We start from the raw sequence: 22299 nt of genomic DNA, 5'->3' as shown, positions 1-22299 counted from the left end.
GGCGGGAGGTTCCGCCCTCCCGGTAACGATATGCAACTAATTAACCGAAGCAAACAATCGCCACTTGCACGCCGGGCATGTGAGGCAGCACTGGCGAAGCATGTGGAAATTTACGGTGAATTTGGAAGGCAGAAGACCAAGACCACCTACACCGTAGTGGTGGATGGAATAAAGGTCACCGTGGAAGTTGTTAACCGCCGGGCCAGCTACGTCGCGACAGCCATGAACAGTGCGCGCCGGCTGCGCAATCTTCCCGGGCAGGTTGCCTGATAACGATTTATCAACGTCATAACACCGGCACTTATATACTCGTGCCGGTTACCTGAGGTGAAACATGTCGCAGGTAATTTACGATTCTGAATGGGGCGTTGCTTCAAAACTAAAAGAGAAGACAGGCCTCACAGATCGTCAGATTAAAAGCTATCGCCAAACCCTCTGGGTCGAAGGTGTTCATTTTAAGAGAATCCCATTGGATGGAAGCAGCTCCGAAGAGCGAGGACTTGTTTGGTACAACATCCCAAACATTAACAGGTTTGTGAAGGAGGCATAATGGCTGCAATGCCAACGGGTGTTGAGATCCACAACAATAAAATACGAATAAGCTTCAAGTTTCAGGGTGTGAGATGTCGAGAAACATTGAAGGGATGGATCGTAAATGCTTCAAATATTAAAAAAGCTGGGAATCTAAGAGCTAAAATTGTTAGCGAGATTCAACTGGGCACTTTTGACTACCGGACAGTGTTTCCGGAGTCAAAGGTAGCAGCAAAGTTTTATACATCTAAAAATATTACGACGTTCGCTGACCTTGCATCAACCTGGTATGAAAACCATAAAATTGATCTCTCACCCAATGCGACAAGAAGCTATGGGATAGCTGTAAGAACGTTAACAAAACTAATTGGCCCTGAAACGCTGGTTGCATCCATCACCAACAGCGACATTCTGGGCTGGAGAAAGGAATTACTGACTGGCGAGACTAACTATGCTCCAGAAAAGAGGAAAAATAAAACCGGCCGCGCCGTAAGAACAGTAGATTATTATTTAGCCATCCTGCGACAAATCCTCGACTATGCTGTTAAAAATAAAGTCATTTCATATCAACCATATGTCGGGATTAAAAGGCTTCGCAAAGGGCAAACAAAACCAGATCCGCTTCTGAGACATGAGTTTGAGCAGTTGAAAGAGACTGCTCCGGCTCAGCAGAAAAACATGTGGCAATTTTTTGCTTACACCGGCGTTCGGCCCGGGGAGCTTTGCGCTCTTGCCTGGGAGGATATCGATCTTAATTCCGGCGAAGCCAACATTGCGCGCAATCTAACTCAGGAAGGCTTGTTTGGACCACCCAAAACTGAAGCTGGATACCGGACGATAAAGTTACTGGAGCCGGCTCTGGAAGCTTTGCGAGCTCAAAAAGAACTTACCGGGAGTGCCCCTAAGGTACCAATCACTTTTCACCACCGGGAGTTCGGAAAAACGGAAACGCAGAAACTGCACTTTGTATTTGTGCCCCGACCTCAGAAAGGAAGGCAAGCTGCCTATTATTCAGTCAGCTCAATTGTGTCACTATGGGATATTACGGTAAGACGATCGGGCATTCGCCGTAGACGCCCCTATCAATTGCGTCATACATACGCGTGCTGGATGTTGTCGGCAGGTGCTAATCCTGCTTTTATAGCGAATCAGATGGGTCATGAGAATGCAGAGATGGTCTTCCATGTATACTCTGCGTGGATAAATGCTCTCGATAGCGATCAGGTATCATTTTTGAATCAGCGCTTTGGCGGATATGCTAATGCCCCCATAGTGCCCCTGAAGCTAAAAACAAAATAGTTAATTGCTTGATTTTCCGGTGATATTTAATGAAAAAGCTGTTTGTCCAGTTTTATCTTCTGCTGTTTGTCTGCTTTCTGGTGATGACCATGCTGGTCGGGCTGGTCTATAAGTTCACCGCCGAGCGCGCGGGCCGGCAGTCGCTGGACGATCTGATGAAAAGTTCGCTCTACCTGATGCGCAGCGAACTGCGGGAAATTCCGCCGCACGACTGGGCGCGGACGATGAAAGAGCTGGATTTGAACCTGTCATTCGATCTTCGTATCGAACCGCTTAAGGATTTCGACTTAGACGCGCCTGCCATGCAGCGGCTGCGCGACGGCGATATCGTGGCGCTTGACGAGAAGTACACCTTCATTCAGCGCATTCCCCGCAGCCACTACGTGCTGGCCGTGGGGCCTGTGCCCTATCTCTACTATTTGCACCAGATGCGGCTGCTGGACATGGCGCTGCTGGCGTTTATCGCCATTTCCCTCGCGTTTCCGGTCTTCATCTGGATGCGCCCGCACTGGCAGGACATGCTGAAGCTGGAATCCGCCGCGCAGCGTTTTGGCGAAGGGCATCTGGCCGAGCGGATACATTTCGACAGTGGGTCCAGCTTCGACCGCCTGGGGATTGCCTTTAACCAGATGGCGGATAACATCAACGCGCTGATTGCCAGTAAGAAACAGCTGATTGACGGTATTGCTCACGAGCTACGTACCCCGCTGGTACGCCTGCGCTACCGCCTCGAGATGAGCGAGAACCTTACCGAGGCGGAGTCTCTGGCGCTCAATCGCGATATCAGTCAGCTTGAAGCGCTGATAGAAGAGCTGCTGACCTACGCGCGCCTGGACCGACCGCAAACCGAACTCAATCTCACCACGCTGGATCTGCCCGCCTGGGTACGCACCCACATCGAAGATGTTCAAAGCGTTAATCCGCAGCGCACGCTGCTGACCGCCCTCGCACCGGGAGATTACGGGGCGCTGGATATGCGCCTGATGGAGCGCGTCCTGGATAATCTGGTCAACAACGCCATGCGTTACAGTGTCACAACCCTGCGGATCGGTTTAGATCTGCAGGGAAGCCAGGCCACGCTGACGGTTGAAGATGACGGCCCCGGCATTGCCGCCAAGGAGCGCGAGAAGGTGTTCGAGCCTTTTGTGCGCCTTGATCCAAGCCGCGACCGCGCCACGGGCGGCTGCGGCCTTGGGCTGGCGATTGTCCATTCCATCGCGCAGGCACTGGGTGGGTCCGTTCGCTGCGGCGAGAGCGAGCTTGGCGGCGCGTGCTTTACCTTTCACTGGCCGGTCTACCACAACATTCCCCTTCCCGTTCCTGCATGACCTTAACCGCACGCTGGCTTGACCCGGCGTGCTGTGCTATACCGTAAGTATGTTGTAACTAATGAGAGGCACTATGGCGACTTACGATCTCATCGAGCGGCTGAACACCACCTTCCGGGAAATCGAGCACGCGCTGCTCACCCTGTCAGAGCATTTGCAGAGCTGCCGGCTGCTGGCCGCGCGCGTTTTTTCCCTGCCCGACGTGGTCAAGGGCGCTGAGCACGATCCGCTGGCGACCATTGAAGTGAAACAGCATATCGGCAGCGCCGGGCTGACGCTGGCGCTTGCGCACTATCGTCATCTGTTTATCCAGCAACAGTCGGAAAACCGCAGCAGCAAGGCCGCCGTGCGCCTGCCCGGCGTTATCTGCCTGCAAACCGATGCGCAGACGCGGGAGTCGCTGGAAGCGCAGATCGCCCATATCAACGCGCTGAAAGCCGCATTTGAAAAGATCGTGACCGTAGAGTCAGGCCTGGCCCCCGCCGCCCGCTTTGAATGGGTGCACCGCCAGCTGCCCGGGCTGATCACGCTTAACGCCTACCGCACGCTGACGACGCTGCGCCGTCCCGCCACGCTGCGCTTTGGCTGGGCCAACAAGCACATCATCAAAAACTTTACCCGCAATGAGGTTCTCGCCCTGCTCGAAAAAAGCCTGCGCGCGCCGCGGACGGTGGCGCCGTGGTCCCGCGAGCAGTGGATCGAGCGTCTGGAGCAGGAGTATCAAAGCATTGCGTCGCTGCCGCCGCAGGCCCGCCTGAAGATCAAACGTCCCGTGAAGGTGCAGCCCATCGCTCGCGTCTGGTATTCCGGGGAACAAAAGCAGGTGCAGTATGCCTGCCCGACGCCGCTGATTGCGCTCTATGACGAGGACCAGGGAGCGGCGGTGCCGGATATTGGCGAGCTGCTGAACTACGATGCCGAAAACGTTCAGCATCGCTATAAGCCCCAGGCGCAGCCGCTGCGTCTTATCATTCCGCGGCTGCACCTGTACGTTGCAGCGTAACTATTTCAGGCTTCCGACCATCGCTTCCGGCCGGACCCAGGCGTCAAACTCGTCCTCCGTCAGGTAGCCCAGCGACAGCGCGGAGGCCTTGAGCGTGAGCCCCTCTTTGTGCGCCTTCTTGGCAATTTCGGCGGCTTTATCGTAACCGATATGGGTATTAAGCGCCGTTACCAGCATCAGCGACTCGTTCAGCAGCTGGCTGATGCGCTCGCGGTTAGGCTCAATGCCGACCGCACAGTGCGCGTTAAAGCTCTCCATCCCGTCCGCCAGCAGGCGAACCGATTGCAGAACGTTGTGGATCACCATCGGGCGATAGACGTTAAGCTCGAAGTTGCCTGACCCGCCGCCCATGTTCACGGCCACGTCGTTGCCCATCACCTGGCAGCAGAGCATGGTCATGGCTTCGCACTGGGTCGGATTGACTTTCCCCGGCATGATCGAGCTGCCCGGCTCGTTTTCAGGAATGCTGATTTCGCCGATGCCGCAGCGCGGGCCGGAGGCCAGCCAGCGCACGTCGTTGGCGATTTTCATCAGCGACGCCGCCAGCCCCTTCAGCGCGCCGTGGGCGTGGACCAGCGCATCGCAGGTCGCCAGCGCTTCAAACTTATTCGGCGCGGTCACGAACGGCTGTCCGGTAATCGCCGCCAGCTCTTCGGCAACGCGCACCGCGTACTCCGGATGGGTATTGAGCCCGGTACCGACCGCCGTACCGCCGAGGGCCAGCTCCGACAGGTGCGGCAGGCTATTATCGATGTGCTTCAGGCTGTGCTCCAGCATCGCCACCCATCCGGAGATCTCCTGGCCGAGCGTCAGCGGCGTGGCATCCTGCAGGTGCGTACGGCCAATTTTGACGATATCGCGGAAGGCCTGCGCTTTCTCATTAAGCGTAGTTTTAAGAACCTTCAGCTGCGGAATAAGCTGTTCGCGAATAGCGATAACCGCCGCCACGTGCATCGCGGTCGGGAAGACGTCGTTAGAGCTTTGGCTTTTGTTGACGTCATCGTTCGGGTGGATTTTTCGCTCCATCCCGCGCACGCCGCCCAGCAGCTCGCTGGCCCGGTTCGCCAGCACCTCGTTCATGTTCATGTTGCTCTGGGTGCCGGAGCCGGTCTGCCAGATGGCAAGGGGGAATTCCTCGGGATGCTTGCCCGCCAGCACTTCGTCGGCGGCGCTGATGATGGCGGTGGCTTTCTCTGCCGCCAGCAGGCCAAGATCCTGATTCACTTTAGCCGCCGCGCGCTTGGTAAGCGCCAGCGCCTGAATCAGCGAGACGGGCATCTTTTCGGTAGAAATACGGAAATGCTCCAGCGAACGCTGGGTTTGCGCGCCCCATAGCCTGTCTGCCGGAACCTCGATTGCGCCCATCGAGTCTTTCTCATGGCGTACCGTAGTCATTACTTTCTCCTTGATAACAAAGATGGGATTGCTCACATGCCTGAAGGATAAGTATTGATGACTTCTGGGAAACGATATGGCGCTTTGTGCGCTCTTTTATGTGTCGGGTGGCGCTTACCCGACCTACCGGAAACGGTGGTCGGGTAATGTGGTCAGATTACTTCACGCACGCAGAACACTGTGAAGACTGGATCTGCTTGAAGAAGTCGTTGCCTTTGTCATCCACCAGGATAAACGCCGGGAAGTCTTCCACTTCAATTTTCCAGATGGCTTCCATACCCAGCTCCGGATATTCCACGCACTCCAGGCTCTTGATGCTGCCCTGCGCTAGCACCGCTGCCGGGCCGCCGATGCTGCCGAGGTAGAAGCCGCCGTGCTTGTGGCACGCGTCCGTCACCTGCTGGCTGCGGTTGCCTTTCGCCAGCATGATCATGCTGCCGCCGTTGGCCTGAAGCTGATCAACGTAAGAGTCCATGCGGCCCGCCGTGGTCGGACCTAACGAGCCGGACGCATACCCATCAGGCGTTTTCGCCGGGCCCGCGTAGTAAATCGGATGATCTTTAATGTACTGCGGCAGGCCTTCGCCGTTGTCCAGGCGCTCTTTCAGCTTCGCGTGCGCGATGTCGCGGCCGACGATAATCGTGCCGTTCAGAGAAAGGCGCGTCGAGACCGGATATTGGGAAAGCTGCGCCAGGATCTCGTTCATCGGACGGTTCAGGTCAACGCGTACCGCCTCGCCCTCGCCCGCTTTACGCAACGCTTCAGGGATGTATTTTCCCGGGTTATTTTCCAGCTTTTCGATCCAGATGCCGTCGCGGTTGATCTTCGCCTTGATGTTGCGATCCGCCGAGCAGGAGACGCCCATGCCGACCGGGCAAGACGCACCGTGACGCGGCAGGCGGATCACGCGGATGTCGTGAGCGAAATATTTACCGCCAAACTGCGCGCCGAGCCCCAGGTTTTGCGCTTCGGTCAGCAGCTCTTGCTCAAGCTGCACGTCGCGGAAAGCCTGGCCGTGTTCGTTACCCTCGGTTGGCAGGCCGTCGTAATATTTGGTTGACGCCAGCTTCACGGTTTTCAGGGTGCTTTCCGCCGAGGTCCCGCCAATCACAAACGCGATGTGGTACGGCGGGCAGGCCGCGGTGCCGAGCGTACGCATCTTCTCAACCAGATAGTTCTTCAGCTTGCCGGGAGTGAGCAGCGCTTTGGTCTCCTGGTAGAGATAGGTTTTGTTGGCCGAGCCGCCGCCCTTGGCGATGCACAGGAATTTGTACTCGTCGCCGTCCACGCTGTAGAGGTCAATCTGCGCGGGCAGGTTGGTGCCGGTATTAACCTCTTTGTACATGTCCAGCGCCGCGTTTTGCGAATAGCGCAGGTTGTCTTCGGTGTAGGTGTTGTAAACGCCGTGCGCCAGCGCCGCTTCGTCACCGCCGCCGGTCCAGACGCGCTGGCCTTTTTTGCCGGTAATGATCGCCGTGCCGGTATCCTGGCAGGTTGGCAGAATGCCCTTGGCGGCAATATCGGAGTTGCGCAGGAACTGCAGCGCAACGTATTTATCGTTTTCGCTGGCCTGCGGATCGCTCAGGATATCGGCAACCTGCTGCTGGTGCGCGGGACGGAGCATAAAGGAGGCGTCGTGGAAGGCCTGCTGCGCCATCAGCGTGAGCGCCTGCGGGTCAACCTTGAGGATCTCCTGGCCTTCGAACTCAGAGACGGAAACGTAATCGCGGGTTAAGAGGTAATACTCGGTCTGATCCTTACTCAGCGGGAAAGGATCTTGATAATGGAAGGGTTTATTCGACATTGTTCTCTCACTTACTGCTTCGGTCTGGTTAGTGAGGGCAGATGTTCCGCTGCCCGGCTTAAAAGCGAGTTAGCTTATCCTACACAATTTTTTAACAAAAACTGAGACTAGTACGACTTTTTGCATCCGAAGGTTACTTCCACGCGGTTTATTGCTTTAATACGCGAAGTTAATTTCACATTAAAATCAGGGCTTGATAATGCAAAAACTCATCAACTCGGTGCAAAACTACGCCTGGGGAAGTAAAACTGCGTTAACGGATCTCTACGGTATCGCCAACCCGGATAACCTGCCGATGGCAGAACTGTGGATGGGCGCACACCCGAAGAGCAGCTCAAAAATTGCTGACGCAAACGGTGAAACCCGCAGCCTGCGCGACGCAATCGACGCGGATAAAGCCGCGCTGCTGGGCGAAAAGGTGGCGAATCGCTTCGGTGAACTGCCGTTTCTGTTTAAGGTTCTGTGCGCCGACCAGCCGCTTTCCATTCAGGTTCACCCGAATAAAAAAGCCTCTGAGATTGGCTTTGCGAAGGAGAATGACGCCGGCGTCCCGCTAGACGCCGCAGAGCGTAACTACAAAGATCCTAACCACAAGCCGGAGCTGGTTTTCGCCCTGACCCCCTTCCTGGCGATGAACGCCTTCCGGGAATTTTCAGAGATCATTTCCCTGCTCCAACCTGTCGCGGGCGCCAACAACGCCATCGCCCACTTCCTGGAAAACCCGAACGCCGAAGGCCTGAGCCAGCTGTTTGCCAGCCTGCTGAACATGCAGGACGAGGAGAAATCGCACGCGCTGGCGGTGCTTAAGGCCGCGCTGAACGACCATCAGGGCGAGCCGTGGGACACGATCCGCCTCATTTCAGAATTCTATCCTGACGACAGCGGCCTGTTCTCCCCGCTGCTGCTGAACGTGGTGAAGCTGAACCCGGGCGAAGCGATGTTCCTGTTCGCAGAAACGCCGCACGCCTATCTGCAGGGCGTCGCGCTCGAGGTCATGGCCAACTCCGACAACGTACTGCGCGCGGGCCTGACGCCGAAGTATATCGACATCCCCGAGCTGGTTGCCAACGTCAAGTTTGTCGCCAAGCCGGCGGCCGAGCTGCTGACCCGGCCCGTGCAGCACGGCGCGGAGCTGGACTTCCCTATTCCTGTAGAGGATTTTGCGTTCTCACTGCACGATCTGAGCCAGACAGAAACGGCTATCGCTCAGGAGAGCGCGGCAATCCTGTTCTGCGTGGAAGGCGAAGCTACCCTGCACAAGGGCGAGCAGCGTCTTGTCCTTAAGCCCGGCGAGTCGGCATTCGTGGCGGCAAATGAATCTCCGGTCAGCGTGAGCGGCACCGGCCGCCTGGCGCGCGTTTTCAATAAGCTATAGGCCGTTTACTGAATTTTTTAACAAATGTTGCTAAGCTAGATAAAGACTTTATCACCGGGCGGTTATGGACCGCCTGGTTTCATTTTAGGGATAATCGCAATGAAAAAATCGGTCGTAGCGGTAGGCGTAATTGTTGCTTTAGGCGTGGTCTGGACGGGTGCTTCATGGTTTACCGGCAAGCAGCTGGAAGGCCGTCTGGCCGAGATGATGGCGCAGGCAAACAGCGAAATTAAGCGCAGCGCGCCTGAAGCGGGCATTGAGCTGAGCTACCAGAATTACCAGCGCGGCGTCTTTACCAGCCATATGCAGGTCGTGGTGAAGCCCGTCGCGGGCAGCCAAAATTCATGGCTCAAGCCTGGGCAAAGCGTGGTGCTGGACGAAGCGGTCAGCCACGGCCCTTTCCCGCTGGCGCAGCTGAAGAGATTTAATCTGATCCCCTCAATGGCGTCTGCCAGAACCGTATTGGTCAACAATGAGATAACGAAACCGCTCTTTGACATGGCTAAAAATACGTCTCCGTTTGAGATCAACACCCGCATCAGCTATTCCGGTGATACCCATTCCGATATCGATCTGAAAGCGCTGAACTACGAAAACGGCACCGATAAGGTGGCCTTCAGCGGCGGTAATTTCCAGCTTGACGCCGACCGCGAGGGTAAAACCGTCTCCCTGACGGGTGAAGCCGGAAGCGGCCTGGTCAATGCGGTTAACGAATACAACCAGAAGGTTCAGCTCACCTTTAATAACATCAAAGCCAGCGGCAACAGCCGCATGACCGACTTTGATGAGCGTATTGGCGACCAAAAGCTGAGCCTTGAAAAGCTCGCCATTGCCGTTGAGGGCAAAGAGATGGCGGTGCTGGAGGGGATGGATCTCGACGGTAAATCCGACGTTTCCAAAGACGGCAAGAGCATCAACACGCAGCTGGATTACACCCTTAAGAGCCTGAAGGTGCAGAATCAGGATCTGGGCACCGGCAGGCTTTCGATGAAGATCGGCAATATCGACGGCAAAGCGTGGCATGAATTTAGCCAGAAATACGGCAAAGAGAGCCAGGCCCTGCTCACCGACGCCGCGCTGCAGCAGAACCCGGAAGTGTATCAGCAGCAGGCCATGGCCGTGCTGTTTAACAATCTGCCGATCCTGCTCAAGGGCGAACCTGTCATTACCGTTGCGCCACTGAGCTGGAAAAACAGCAAGGGCGAAACCAACCTTAACCTGTCGCTGTTCCTGAAAGATCCGGCAGCCGCCGCGGGCGAGCCGCAGACGCTGGCGCAGGAAGTAGACCGCAGCGTGAAGTCGCTCGACAGCAAGCTGACCATTCCGATGGATATGGCGACCGAGTTTATGACCCAGATTGCGAAGCTGGAAGGCTACGGGGATGAGGACGCCGGCAAGCTGGCGAGCCAGCAGGTGAAAGGCCTGGCGGCGATGGGCCAGATGTTCCGCATCACCAAGGTGGAAGACAACACCATTTCCACCAGCCTGCAGTACGCAAGTGGCCAGGTTACGCTGAACGGCGATAAAATGCCGCTGGAAGACTTTGTCGGTATGTTTGGTATGCCAACCCTGGGCGCGCCGCAGCCCGCGGTACCGGCAGCGCCTCCGGCACCACAGCAGTAAAAATAAAGCCCCTCGACGAGGGGCTTTTTATTGCCGGGTGGCGCTGCACCCTACCCGGCCTACGATTCCAGCTTGTTGCGTTTATTTCACCGTTACCAGCCGTGCCGCTACGATCTGGTGTCCGACCTGCACGTCCGCCTTTTCAATCCGCTGCATGATTCTGTCTGCCAGGGTGTAGCCCATCTCCCGCGCGGGCGTGGTCGCCCAGACTATCGGCAGATCGTCGAGCGCGTTTTCCCCCACGTCGGCGAAGGCCCCGAGCGCGAGCTGCTGGCCGAAGAACGTTTCCACGCCGCCTTCGCCGCTCTGGCGTCCCGCGCGCAGCAGGCCGAACCACGCGCCCATCGCGATGATGTCGTTATAGCAAATCACCGCGCTGATGGTGGGATTGCTGCGCAGCAGCGTGCCTATCGCCTCTGCCGCTCTCTTTTGGCTGGACTCACACTCCACCACCCATTCGCTGTGGAACGGCAGACCGTACTTAATCAGCGTGGCGCAGTAGCCCCCGACGCGCTCGGCGCGCGTGAGGGAGGAACTTTTCCCGCCGAGCCAGGCAATGCGCTGATGGCCGCGGCGGATCAGATGCTCGGTCAGCATCTGCGCCGCCTGCATGTTGTCCGGGCGCAGCGTATCGGCTTCATCCAGGTAGCTGGCGCGCGAGGCAAAGACCAACGGTACGCCCTTCGCTGCGGCACGCTCGCACAGTTCGCTCCCCACGCCGGACGCCCCGGCAATGATGACGCCGTCTACGCCCTGCGCAAGAAGCATATCCAGCCGCTGGAGAAGCTGCTCCGCCTCCCGCCCGCCGTGCAGTAAAAACACCATTCTTCCCTGCGCTTCCAGCGCCTCGGTCAGCCCGGCAGTGAGCTCGGCGTAAAAGGGCGAGGTCAGGTCGCGCACAATCAAACCAATCACGCCGCTTTGCCCGCCCCGCAGCACCGACGCCTGGCGGTTACGTACGAATCCAAGCTGTTCAATGGCTTCGTTAACCCGCTGGCCGGTGGCGGAAGAGATGCGCCCTTTCCCGCTCAGCACCAGCGAAACGGTGCTGACGGAAACACCCGCCGCCAGCGCGACGTCATTAATGGTGATTTTTTTCGCTACAGCCATGCGTGGCGTGACTCCCTGTAATGAGATCGGTAAAACGTTTTATCAATAAGGTCTCTTTATACTACCACTCAAAGCACAGGAATGTGATTCAGCGCGCACTAAACTTTGGTAAAACGTTTTATCTTCTCGCCATCAAAAGCAGGTTATTATCGTTTAAACCACCAAGGAGTCGTTTTATGACGGCGAAAGCAGCACAAAAAATATCGCTGTGGGAGTTTTTCCAGCAACTGGGTAAAACCTTTATGCTGCCCGTGGCGCTTCTCTCTTTTTGCGGGATCATGCTGGGGATCGGCAGCTCGCTAAGCAGTCACGATGTTATTACCCTCATCCCGTTCCTCGGCAACCCCGTGCTGCAGGCGATTTTTATCTGGATGAGTAAGGTCGGCTCGTTTGCCTTCAGCTTCCTGCCCGTCATGTTCTGCATCGCCATCCCGCTGGGCCTGGCGCGCGAGAACAAAGGCGTTGCGGCATTTGCGGGCTTTGTTGGCTACGCGGTCATGAACCTGGCGGTTAACTTCTGGCTGACGGCGAAAGGCATTCTGCCGACCACCGACGCAGCCGTACTGAAAGCGAACAATATCCAGAGCGTAATCGGCATTCAGTCTATCGACACCGGCATCCTCGGCGCGGTGATTGCAGGCGTGATTATCTGGATGCTGCACGAGCGCTTCCATAACATCCGCCTGCCGGACGCGCTGGCCTTCTTCGGCGGCACCCGCTTTGTGCCGATCATCACGCTGGTGGTCATGGGGCTGTTCGGCCTGGTGATTCCGCTGATTTGGCCAGTCTTCGCGATGGGCATTACCGGTATTGGCCGCATCATTAACGGCGCGGGTGATTTCGGCCCGATGATTTTCGGTACCGGCGAGCGTCTGCTGCTGCCGTTTGGCCTGCAGCATATTCTGGTGGCCCTGATCCGCTTTACCGAAGCGGGCGGCACCATGGACGTGTGCGGCCACGACGTGAGCGGCGCGCTGACCATCTTCCAGGCGCAGCTGAGCTGCCCAACGACGCACGGCTTCTCCGAGAGCGCTACCCGCTTCCTGTCTCAGGGCAAAATGCCGGCCTTCCTCGGCGGCCTGCCGGGCGCGGCGCTGGCGATGTACCACTGCGCTCGCCCGGAAAACCGTCACAAGATTAAAGGCCTGCTCATCTCCGGCGTAATTGCCTGCGTTGTGGGCGGTACAACTGAGCCAATCGAGTTCCTGTTCCTGTTCGTCGCGCCGGTGCTGTACCTGATCCACGCCGTGCTGACCGGCCTGGGCTTCACCGTGATGGCCGTGCTGGGCGTAACCATCGGCAACACCGACGGCAACGTGATCGACTTCGTGGTGTTCGGCATTCTGCACGGCCTCTCCACCAAGTGGTATCTGGTGCCGGTTGTGGCGGCTATCTGGTTTGCGGTGTACTACGGTATCTTCCGCTTCGCTATCACCCGCTTTAACCTGAAAACGCCGGGTCGCGACGTGGATACCGCCAGCGTAGAGCAGGCAGTGGCGGGCACGGTCGGGAAATCCGGCTATAACACCCCGGCCATTCTGGCGGCGCTGGGCGGCGCGGATAATATTACCTCGCTGGATAACTGCATTACCCGCCTGCGCCTGTCGGTAGCGGATATGTCTAAAGTGAACACCGACGCGCTCAAAGCCAACCGGGCTATCGGCGTGGTACAGTTGAATCAGCACAATTTGCAGGTGGTCATCGGCCCGCAGGTGCAGTCAGTGAAGGACGAGCTGGCCACCCTGATGCGAACAGTAGAAGCCTGATGCCTCGCCCCCTCGCCACGAGGGGGTTTTACTTTTAGGAGCACCGTCATGTTTGATTTTTCCACCGTCGTGGATCGCCACGGCACCTGGTGTACGCAGTGGGACTACGTCGCCGACCGCTTTGGCGCCGCCGACCTGCTGCCCTTTACCATTTCCGATATGGACTTTGCCACGGCCCCCTGTATCACCGAGGCGCTGCACCAGCGCATTAACCACGGCGTGTTTGGCTACAGCCGCTGGAAAAACGATGAGTTTCTGGCCGCCGTGGCCCACTGGTTCCAGCAGCGCTTTGGCTGTCATATCGATACCGAATCCGTGGTTTACGGCCCGTCCGTCATTTACATGGCGTCCGAGCTGATCCGCATCTGGTCAAATCCCGGTGACGGCGTTGTGGTTCATACCCCCGCTTACGATGCGTTCTACAAAGCCATCGAGGGCAACGGGCGCCGCGTTGTGCCGATTGCGATGGAGAAAAGCGCCTCGGGCTGGCTGGGCAACATGGCAGCGCTTGAAGCCGAGCTGGCGAAGCCAGAGAACAAAATTCTGCTGCTGTGCAGCCCGCAAAATCCGACCGGCAAGGTCTGGACGCGGGACGAGCTGGCGACCATGGCCGCGCTCTGCGCCCGCTTCGGCGTCGCCGTAATCAGCGATGAGATCCATATGGATATGGTCTGGAGCAATCACGCACACACGCCGTGGAGCGCGGTGGCGCAGGGAAAATGGGCGCTGCTGACGTCCGGCTCTAAAAGCTTCAATATCCCTGCGCTTACCGGCGCGTACGGGCTTATCGGCGATGCGGAAAGCCGCAATGCCTACCTGAGCGCCCTGAAAGGCCGCGACGGGCTCTCTTCCCCTTCCGTGCTGGCGCTGACCGCACACATCGCTGCCTATCAGCAGGGAGCGGAGTGGCTGGACGCCCTGCGCGGCTATCTGGAAGAAAATCTGCACTACATTGCGCACGCGTTAAACAGTGCTTTTCCGAAACTGTGTTGGCAGCCGCCAGAAGCGACCTATCTTGCCTGGATTGATTTACGCCCGCTGAATATCGACGAGCACGCGCTGCAAAAAGTACTGATCGAGCAGCAAAAGGTGGCGATCATGCCGGGATATACCTATGGCGCTGAAGGAAGTGGTTTCGTACGCCTGAACGCGGGCTGCCCGCGCGCCAAGCTTGAGCAAGGCGTTCAGCGGCTTATCGCGGGGATTAACGCTCTTCTGTAAACCATTTGCGCAACGGAATATTCCCTTGCGCAAATAGCTTTTTGCCTCGTTTTGTTTTTATAATGTGGCGCACTTTAACCAGAAAAGAGTGCGACCATGATTGATACACGCCTTCCCCTCACCGACATTCATCGTCATCTTGACGGCAACATTCGTGCCCAAACCATCCTCGATCTTGGCCGCCAGTTCAACTTAACGCTTCCAGCCCAAACGCTCGAAACGCTTATCCCGCACGTTCAGGTCACCTCCAATGAGCCCGATCTGGTCAGCTTTCTGAGCAAACTCGACTGGGGCGTGAAGATGCTGGCCTCGCTGGACGCCTGCCGCCGCGTAGCGTTTGAGAACATTGAGGATGCGGCCCGCAATGGCCTTCACTACGTTGAGCTGCGCTTCTCGCCGGGCTATATGGCAATGACCCACGGCCTGCCCGTTGCGGGCGTAGTGGAAGCGGTCATTGAGGGCGTTCGCGAAGGCTGCGAGGCCTTCGACGTTCAGGCCCGCCTGATTGGCATTATGAGCCGCACCTTCGGCGAAGCGGCCTGCCTTCAGGAGCTTGAGGCCCTGCTGGCTCACCGCGATCGCATTACCGCCGTGGATCTCGCGGGCGACGAGCTGGGCTTCCCGGGCAGCCTGTTCCTTTCCCACTTCAATCGCGCGCGCGACGCGGGCTGGCATGTTACCGTACACGCGGGTGAAGCCGCCGGTCCGGAAAGCATCTGGCAGGCAATCCGCGAGCTGGGCGCAGAGCGCATCGGCCACGGCGTCAAGGCGGTTGAAGATCGCGCGCTGATGGATTTCCTCGCCGAGCAGCGCATCGGGATTGAATCCTGCCTGACCTCCAACATTCAGACCAGCACCGTGGCGACGTTGGATAAGCATCCGCTGAAAACGTTCCTTGAACACGGCGTGCTGGCCTCGCTGAACACGGACGATCCGGCGGTTCAGGGCGTGGATATTATTCATGAATACAACATCGCCGCGCCACAGGCCGGCCTGAGCCGCGAGCAGATCCGCCAGGCGCAAATTAACGGCCTGGAGATGGCCTTCCTGACGCCGGAAGAGAAGCAGGCGCTGCGGGACAAGGTGTCCGCTGCGTAAACCTTTTTGCCGGGTGGCGGCTACGCCTTACCCGGCCTACAAAATATTTCTACGTTATGCCAGACAAAGCGTGGCGCGATGTTTGGCAGATTCTATCCCCAGTTCTATCAGCTCCATAATCTGAATCGCCTGGCTTGCCGGAACCGGATTTTCGCCCGTGCCGTTGAGCGCATCGCGGACGGCCGCATAGTACGCCGGATAGTTCCCCGGGATCGTCAGCAGCGTCTCCTCCACCATGATCTCCCCCTCCGCGCGCGTCAACACGCCGTCGCGCATGTCATAACCCCAGTCCTCCTGCGGCAGGCGCTCGCCGCTTTTGAGGCGATCTTCCTGCGGATCTAGGCCAAACTTGACGTAGCTGCCGCGCGTGCCGTGAAGGATATAGCGCGCAGACTCGGCTGCGGCCACCATCGTGCCGTGCAGCACAACGCGCCGCTGGGGATAGCTCAACGCGGCGTGGAAATAATCGGTCGTCTGGGCGCCGGGCCTGAGCTGGGCCAGATCGACCGTCATGCTGACCGGCAGGCCAAAAAGCGTCACGGCCTGGTCGAGCAGGTGCGGGGCCAGGTCATACCATATGCCGCTGCCCGGCCCCGCCTGTTCCCGCCAGCGATCCCGCACCTGCGGTCGGAACCGATCGAAGTGCGATTCAAAAAAGCAGATCTCCCCCAGCGTCCCCTCTGCGATAAGCGCTTTCACGGTCAGAAAATCGCTGTCCCAGCGCCGGTTATGAAAGACCGACAGGAGTCTGCCAAGACCCTTTGCCAGCGCGTCCAGCTCACGCGCTTGTGACAACGTCACGGTAAAGGGCTTGTCAACGACAACGTGCTTACCGGCCTCGAGCGCGGCCTTTGCCAGCGGGAAGTGGGTGTCGTTAGGGGTGGGAATGACGATTAAATCAATATTTGGATCGTTAAAAAGATGCTTAGGCTCGGAAACCACCGGAACGCTGGGCCAGTCAGAATGCACTTTTGCCGCGTCGCTGCTTGAAACCGCGGCCAGCACCATCCCCGGCGTACCGGAAATCAGCGGCGCGTGAAACGTTTTACCGGCGTATCCATAGCCAACCAGTCCGACACGAATGTTTTCACTCATAGCCTTACCCTCTCGTGATGTTCGTATTTCATGCTGGCATTTCCTGCGCCATGACGGATGATTACAGTGCCTATGCTTTAAAGATAGCACTCTGTGTCAGCCATTTTTGTTACATTTATATAACCTTCTGATTTTGTTTAAGGGAACCGTTCCCAAAGCACTTGCCGTGATGAATAACGCGCTGTAACATCCGCAATCTGAATTTATGGATAAATTGCAAGTGCCAATCATGACGTCAATTATTACTCGAATCATTGAATTAGCGGGATGGGTTGTTCTGGGTGTTTCGGTTATCTCACTCGGGGTGGCGAGCCATATCGATAACTACCAGCCGCCAGAGCCCGTTACGGCCGCACAGCCTAAGTAATCCTACGTTATCATAACGGATGGACTATTCTGTCGATAACTTATTGCGAGCGGTGTTGAACAGAGTTAACCTTCTTTTCCAGGCATCGTCTGATGCCTGAATTTCTTCAGAGAAAACTCCTAATTTCAGCGCATCAACTGAGTGAGCAGTTTACGTCTTTATTAATCCGTTTATTATTCTGACGAATTACCTCTTGGGTAGGACTCACTTTTATATGGAAGATTATTAGAATGACAGTTCAGGACTATTTATTAAAATTTCGTAAAATCAATTCGCTTGAGAGTCTGGAAAAACTGTTTGATCACCTGAACTACACGCTGTCGGATAATCAGGACATTATCAATATGTATCGCGCCGCCGACCATCGCCGGGCTGAGCTTGTTTCGGGCGGGCGTCTGTTCAACGTGGGCGAGGTGCCGAAGTCCGTATGGCGCTACGTCGTATAAGTCAGTAGCCATCGGCGCGAAATGTTATATACTCTCCGCCCTGCAAATTAGCCGTACAACATTTCGCGCAGACTTATGGGAGAGCTCATGACCGCATCGCCTGGAGAAAGAATTGGAGGCTGGTTAATCGCCCCGCTGGCATGGTTGCTGGTTGCATTATTAAGCGCATCGCTGGCGCTTCTGCTTTATACCACCGCATTAATAACCCCTCACGCCCTGCAGACCTTAATGTCGCAGAGCGCGCTGAACATAACGATGTGGTTTGTCTCCTTCGTGTTTGCGATTGCCATGTGGTACTACACGCTGTGGCTGACGATTGCCTTCTTTAAGCGACGCAAAAGCGTGCCGAAGCATTACATCATCTGGCTGCTGGTCTCCGTGCTGCTGGCCGTGAAGGCGTTTGCCTTTTCACCAGTTTCGGACCTGCTCGCCGTGCGGCAGCTTCTCTTCCCGCTGCTGGCCGCGGCCCTTCTGGTGCCCTATTTCAAGCGCTCGACGCGCGTGAAAAATACGTTCGTGAATCCGTAATAACCTTACAGTTAACCTGTTGTCGCCCGTTGTGGTTTATCCGATAATAGGCGGCTTTTTTATTTCAGGCTAAATAATGACCGATTACTTACTGCTTTTCGTCGGCACTGTGCTGGTTAACAACTTTGTGCTGGTGAAGTTTCTTGGCCTATGTCCGTTTATGGGCGTCTCCAAAAAGCTGGAGACGGCAATGGGCATGGGGCTAGCGACCACGTTCGTCATGACCCTCGCGTCCATTTGCGCCTGGTGGATTGACACCTGGATTCTGATCCCACTGGATCTGATCTACCTGCGCACGCTGGCCTTTATTTTGGTCATCGCGGTGGTGGTGCAATTTACCGAAATGGTGGTACGCAAAACCAGCCCGGCGCTCTATCGCCTGCTGGGGATTTTTCTTCCGCTCATTACCACCAACTGTGCGGTGCTTGGCGTTGCGTTGCTTAACATCAACCTCGGCCATAACTTCCTGCAGTCGGCGCTTTACGGTTTCTCTGCCGCCGTCGGTTTCTCTCTGGTCATGGTCCTGTTCGCTTCTATCCGCGAACGTCTGGCGGCGGCGGATATCCCCGCGCCGTTTCGCGGGAACGCCATCGCGCTGGTGACCGCTGGGCTCATGTCACTGGCCTTTATGGGCTTTAGCGGTCTGGTGAAGTTGTAATGAGTACTATCTGGATTGCCATCGCGTCGCTCAGCGTGCTGGGTTTAGTGTTTGGCCTCATTCTGGGCTATGCCTCACGCCGTTTTGCGGTAGAGGACGACCCGGTTGTCGAAAAAATTGATGAGCTTCTGCCGCAGAGCCAGTGCGGGCAGTGCGGCTATCCGGGCTGCCGCCCGTATGCTGAAGCCGTGGGCGTTCAGGGCGAAAAAATTAACCGCTGCGCGCCCGGCGGCGAAGCGGTCATGCTGAAAATTGCCGCGCTGCTGAACGTTGATCCTCAGCCTGCAGAAGGTGACGAAGACGTGCAGGAGCCCGTTCGGATGCTGGCCGTGATCGACGAAGCCAACTGCATTGGCTGCACTAAATGCATTCAGGCATGCCCCGTAGACGCCATCGTCGGCGCCACCCGCGCCATGCACACCGTGGTGGCGGATCTGTGCACCGGCTGCAACCTCTGCGTGGCCCCCTGCCCGACGCAGTGCATAGAATTGCGCCCGGTTGAAACGACTACCGACAGCTGGAAGTGGGATCTTCAAACCATTCCGGTTCGTATCATTCCTGTGGAACAACATGCTTAAGTTATTTTCTGCTTTCAGAAAAGAGAAGATCTGGGATTTCGACGGCGGTATTCATCCGCCCGAAATGAAAACCCAGTCCAACGGCACGCCGCTGCGCCAAATTCCACTGGCGACGCGCTACGTGATGCCGCTTAAACAGCATATCGGCGCCGAGGGCGAGCTGTGCGTAAAGGAAGGCGATACCGTCCTGCGCGGCCAGCCGCTGACCTTTGGTCGCGGACGCATGCTGCCGGTTCACGCCCCGACTTCCGGTAAAGTGGTGGCTATCGCTCCCCATACCGTTGCTCACCCTTCCGCGCTGTCTGAACTCAGCGTGATTATTGAGGCCGACGGCGAAGATCGCTGGATCGATCGTGACGGCTGGAGCGACTATCGCGCCCACAGCCGCGAGGTGCTCATCGAACGTATCCATCAGTTCGGCGTGGCCGGGCTGGGCGGCGCGGGCTTCCCGACCGGCACCAAGCTGCGCGGCGGCGGAGACAAAATCCAGACTCTGATTATCAACGCCGCCGAATGTGAGCCTTATATCACCGCTGACGACCGCTTAATGCAGGACTGCGCGGCGCAGGTGGTGGAAGGCATTCGCATTCTTGCGCACATCCTCCAGCCCCGCGAGGTGCTGATCGGCATTGAGGACAACAAGCCGCAGGCCATCTCGATGCTGCGCGCGGTGCTGGCGGGCAGCCACGACATTAGCCTGCGCGTGATCCCAACCAAATACCCTTCGGGCGGCGCAAAGCAGCTGACGCAGATCCTGACCGGTAAGCAGGTGCCGCACGGCGGGCGCTCCTCGGATATCGGCGTGCTGATGCAGAACGTCGGTACCGCCTATGCGGTGAAGCGCGCCGTGGTGGACGGAGAACCCTTAACGGAACGCGTGGTGACCCTGACGGGCGAATCCGTCTCCCGCCCGGGCAACGTCTGGGCGCGTCTCGGCATGCCGGTTCGTCATCTGCTTGAGCAGGCAGGATTCTGCCCCGGCAGCGAGCAGATGGTCATCATGGGCGGCCCGCTGATGGGCTTTACCCTGCCCTGGCTGGACGTACCCGTCGTTAAGATCACCAACTGCCTGCTTGCGCCGTCCCCAACCGAGATGGGCGAAGAGCAGGAGGAGAAAGGCTGTATCCGCTGCAGCGCCTGCGCGGACGCCTGTCCGGCGGATCTGCTGCCGCAGCAGCTCTACTGGTACAGCAAAGGCCAGCTTCACGATAAAGCACAGGCGCATAACCTTGCCGACTGCATTGAGTGCGGTGCCTGCGCGTGGGTTTGCCCGAGCAATATTCCGCTGGTGCAATACTTCCGCCAGGAGAAAGCCGAGATTTACGCTATCTCCATGGAAGAGAAGCGCGCTGCCGAAGCAAAAGCCCGCTTTGAAGCGCGCCAGGCGCGTTTGGAGCGCGAGAAGCTTGCCCGGCAGGAGCGGCATAAGCAGGCCGCCGTTCAGCCTGCTGAAAAAGATCAGGATGCGATTAACGCCGCTCTGGCGCGCGTGCGTGAGAAAAAGGCCAACGCGGCGCAGGCCGTGGTGATCCCTGCAGGCGCAAAGCCGGACAACAGCGAAGCGATTGCCGCCCGTGAAGCGCGTAAGGCCGAGGCCCGCGCTCGCCAGGCTGAGAAAGCGCAGCTCGCGCAGGCTGAAACGGACGTCGATCCGCGTAAAGCCGCGGTGGAAGCGGCTATCGCCCGCGCTAAAGCCCGTAAAGCTACGCAGCAGGACGTGGTGATTGAGGCCGAACCGGTCGATCCTCGCAAGGCGGCGGTTGAAGCCGCCATTGCCCGCGCCAAGGCCCGAAAAGCGGCCCAGTCGGCCCCCGCGGAAGAGACGCCTGCGCCGGTTGACCCGCGCAAAGCCGCGGTAGAGGCCGCTATCGCTCGCGCCAAAGCGCGCAAAGCGGCGCAGCAGGAAGAGCAAGAACTGGCCGCTAACGATGACCCGCGCAAGGCCGCAGTCGCTGCCGCGATTGCGCGCGTTCAGGCAAAGAAAGCCGCGCAGCAAGCAGTTAACGAGGATTAAATGGTTTTCAGAATCGCAAGTTCCCCTTATACCCATAACCAGCGCCAGACATCGCGCATCATGATGCTGGTCTGCCTGGCGGCCTTACCCGGCATCGCCGTACAGTTCTGGTTTTTTGGCTGGGGTACGCTTATTCAGCTCGTCCTTGGCTGCGCCAGCGCCCTTGCGGCCGAGGCGGCCGTGCTCAAGTTGCGCAAAATGCACGTTACCCGCGTCCTTGGCGATAACTCCGCGCTGCTCACCGGCCTGCTGCTGGCCATCAGTATTCCGCCGTTTGCGCCGTGGTGGATGGTGGTGCTGGGTACCGTATTCGCGGTCATTATCGCCAAGCAGCTTTACGGCGGGCTGGGCCATAATCCCTTTAACCCGGCGATGATTGGCTACGTGGTGCTGCTTATCTCCTTCCCGGTCCAGATGACCAGCTGGCTGCCGCCGCATGACATCGCCGCAACGGTGCCGGGCTTTATGGACGCGCTGCAGGTGATTTTTACCGGCCACACGGCGCTCGGCGCGGACATGAACGCGCTGCGTATGGGCATAGACGGCATTAGCCAGGCGACGCCGCTGGATACCTTTAAAACGTCTCTTCACGCCGGACAGAGCGTTGAGCAGATCATGAAATCCGCGATTTACAGCGGCGTGCTGGCGGGCGCAGGCTGGCAGTGGGTCAACCTCGCGTATCTGCTGGGTGGCGTATTCCTGCTGTGGAAAAAGGCGATTCGCTGGCATATTCCGGTCAGCTTTATCGTTACGCTCGCGGCGTGTTCGACGCTTGGCTGGCTCTTCTCGCCTGAATCGCTGGCGAGCCCGCAGATGCATCTGCTCTCCGGCGCAACCATGCTCGGCGCGTTCTTTATACTGACCGATCCGGTCACCGCGTCGACAACCAACCGCGGTCGTCTGATTTTCGGCGCGCTTGCGGGGCTGCTGGTCTGGCTGATCCGCAGCTTCGGCGGCTACCCTGACGGCGTGGCCTTCGCGGTCCTGCTGGCGAATATCACCGTTCCGCTTATCGACTACTACACGCGCCCGCGCGTGTACGGCCACCGCTAAGGGGCTC

Annotated in this window: 21 protein-coding genes; 17 read left to right on the top strand and 4 right to left on the bottom strand. The window is 57.8% G+C overall.

Annotation, left to right across the window (positions count from 1 at the left end; all coding sequences use genetic code 11):
- Window positions 1-30 precede the first annotated feature (30 nt).
- From V1599_RS12185 to tus, 5 genes are all read left to right on the top strand, one after another.
- Window positions 31-270: a DUF4060 family protein gene (locus tag V1599_RS12185; RefSeq protein ID WP_063138764.1), complete on the top strand. Its 240-nt coding sequence runs from the start codon at window positions 31-33 to the stop codon at window positions 268-270.
- Between the two features lie 64 nt (window positions 271-334).
- On the top strand, window positions 335-550 hold the full coding sequence (xisR, locus tag V1599_RS12180) for an excisionase family protein (protein WP_017693537.1): 216 nt from the start codon (window positions 335-337) through the stop codon (window positions 548-550).
- Window positions 550-1830 carry an Arm DNA-binding domain-containing protein gene (locus V1599_RS12175; protein ID WP_395300106.1) on the top strand — a complete coding sequence of 427 codons (1281 nt, stop codon included), beginning with the start codon at window positions 550-552 and terminating at the stop codon, window positions 1828-1830. The genes xisR and V1599_RS12175 overlap by 1 nt, the downstream gene beginning before the upstream one ends.
- 29 nt (window positions 1831-1859) lie before the next feature.
- The gene (gene rstB, locus V1599_RS12170; RefSeq protein WP_395300105.1) at window positions 1860-3158 is read left to right on the top strand and encodes a two-component system sensor histidine kinase RstB; all 1299 of its coding nucleotides are present in this window, start codon (window positions 1860-1862) and stop codon (window positions 3156-3158) included.
- Window positions 3159-3231: 73 nt separating this feature from the next.
- Window positions 3232-4161 (top strand): DNA replication terminus site-binding protein, encoded by a 930-nt coding sequence (tus, locus tag V1599_RS12165; protein WP_395300104.1) that lies wholly within the window; start codon window positions 3232-3234, stop codon window positions 4159-4161.
- Here tus and fumC read toward each other — a convergent pair whose 3' ends face one another.
- Together fumC and fumA are read right to left on the bottom strand one after the other, a co-directional pair.
- Window positions 4162-5556 (bottom strand): class II fumarate hydratase, encoded by a 1395-nt coding sequence (gene fumC / locus V1599_RS12160; protein WP_395300103.1) that lies wholly within the window; start codon window positions 5554-5556, stop codon window positions 4162-4164.
- 157 nt (window positions 5557-5713) lie between these two features.
- A complete protein-coding gene (gene fumA / locus V1599_RS12155; protein WP_395300102.1) occupies window positions 5714-7360 on the bottom strand; it encodes a class I fumarate hydratase FumA in 1647 nt (548 codons plus the stop codon).
- 199 nt (window positions 7361-7559) lie between these two features.
- Here fumA and manA point away from each other — a divergent pair, with 199 nt between their 5' ends.
- The gene (gene manA / locus V1599_RS12150) at window positions 7560-8735 is read left to right on the top strand and encodes a mannose-6-phosphate isomerase (RefSeq protein WP_395300101.1); all 1176 of its coding nucleotides are present in this window, start codon (window positions 7560-7562) and stop codon (window positions 8733-8735) included.
- A 99-nt stretch (window positions 8736-8834) separates the two neighbouring features.
- Window positions 8835-10358 carry a YdgA family protein gene (locus tag V1599_RS12145; RefSeq protein ID WP_297117469.1) on the top strand — a complete coding sequence of 508 codons (1524 nt, stop codon included), beginning with the start codon at window positions 8835-8837 and terminating at the stop codon, window positions 10356-10358.
- 81 nt (window positions 10359-10439) lie between these two features.
- On the opposite strand, the gene V1599_RS12140 is transcribed toward V1599_RS12145, so the two are convergent.
- Window positions 10440-11468 (bottom strand): Mal regulon transcriptional regulator MalI, encoded by a 1029-nt coding sequence (locus V1599_RS12140; RefSeq protein ID WP_112009552.1) that lies wholly within the window; start codon window positions 11466-11468, stop codon window positions 10440-10442.
- A gap of 176 nt (window positions 11469-11644) precedes the next feature.
- On the opposite strand from V1599_RS12140, the gene malX reads away from it, so the two are divergent.
- From malX to add, 3 genes are all read left to right on the top strand, one after another.
- Complete coding sequence (gene malX, locus V1599_RS12135; protein WP_112009551.1) at window positions 11645-13234, top strand: maltose/glucose-specific PTS transporter subunit IIBC; 1590 nt, start codon at window positions 11645-11647, stop codon at window positions 13232-13234.
- Window positions 13235-13282: 48 nt separating this feature from the next.
- Window positions 13283-14455, top strand: coding sequence for a MalY/PatB family protein (locus tag V1599_RS12130; RefSeq protein WP_395300100.1), 1173 nt, complete (start codon window positions 13283-13285; stop codon window positions 14453-14455).
- Window positions 14456-14551: 96 nt separating this feature from the next.
- Entirely contained in the window at window positions 14552-15553 is a 1002-nt protein-coding gene (add, locus tag V1599_RS12125; RefSeq protein ID WP_395300099.1) for an adenosine deaminase, read from the top strand.
- A gap of 54 nt (window positions 15554-15607) precedes the next feature.
- Here the strand turns inward: add and V1599_RS12120 are convergent, their stop codons facing one another.
- Window positions 15608-16648, bottom strand: a complete 1041-nt coding sequence (locus V1599_RS12120; RefSeq protein WP_395300098.1) for an oxidoreductase — start codon at window positions 16646-16648, stop codon at window positions 15608-15610.
- A gap of 229 nt (window positions 16649-16877) precedes the next feature.
- Here V1599_RS12120 and blr point away from each other — a divergent pair, with 229 nt between their 5' ends.
- From blr to rsxD, 7 genes are all read left to right on the top strand, one after another.
- On the top strand, window positions 16878-17015 hold the full coding sequence (blr, locus tag V1599_RS12115; RefSeq protein ID WP_181573190.1) for a division septum protein Blr: 138 nt from the start codon (window positions 16878-16880) through the stop codon (window positions 17013-17015).
- 230 nt (window positions 17016-17245) lie between these two features.
- Entirely contained in the window at window positions 17246-17461 is a 216-nt protein-coding gene (ydgT, locus tag V1599_RS12110; protein WP_000217941.1) for a transcription modulator YdgT, read from the top strand.
- 87 nt (window positions 17462-17548) lie between these two features.
- On the top strand, window positions 17549-17989 hold the full coding sequence (locus tag V1599_RS12105) for a DUF2569 domain-containing protein (protein WP_112009546.1): 441 nt from the start codon (window positions 17549-17551) through the stop codon (window positions 17987-17989).
- A 76-nt stretch (window positions 17990-18065) separates the two neighbouring features.
- Window positions 18066-18647 (top strand): electron transport complex subunit RsxA, encoded by a 582-nt coding sequence (gene rsxA / locus V1599_RS12100; protein WP_112009545.1) that lies wholly within the window; start codon window positions 18066-18068, stop codon window positions 18645-18647.
- Window positions 18647-19225 carry an electron transport complex subunit RsxB gene (rsxB, locus tag V1599_RS12095; protein WP_112009544.1) on the top strand — a complete coding sequence of 193 codons (579 nt, stop codon included), beginning with the start codon at window positions 18647-18649 and terminating at the stop codon, window positions 19223-19225. Before rsxA ends, rsxB begins: the two co-directional genes overlap by 1 nt.
- A complete protein-coding gene (rsxC, locus tag V1599_RS12090; RefSeq protein WP_395300097.1) occupies window positions 19218-21239 on the top strand; it encodes an electron transport complex subunit RsxC in 2022 nt (673 codons plus the stop codon). The genes rsxB and rsxC overlap by 8 nt, the downstream gene beginning before the upstream one ends.
- The gene (rsxD, locus tag V1599_RS12085; RefSeq protein ID WP_112009542.1) at window positions 21240-22292 is read left to right on the top strand and encodes an electron transport complex subunit RsxD; all 1053 of its coding nucleotides are present in this window, start codon (window positions 21240-21242) and stop codon (window positions 22290-22292) included.
- Window positions 22293-22299: the final 7 nt, after the last annotated feature.

This window comes from Enterobacter sp. ECC-175 (genome assembly GCF_043968675.1).
Lineage (GTDB): Bacteria > Pseudomonadota > Gammaproteobacteria > Enterobacterales > Enterobacteriaceae > Enterobacter.
This window is presented reverse-complemented; position numbering and strand designations above follow the sequence as displayed.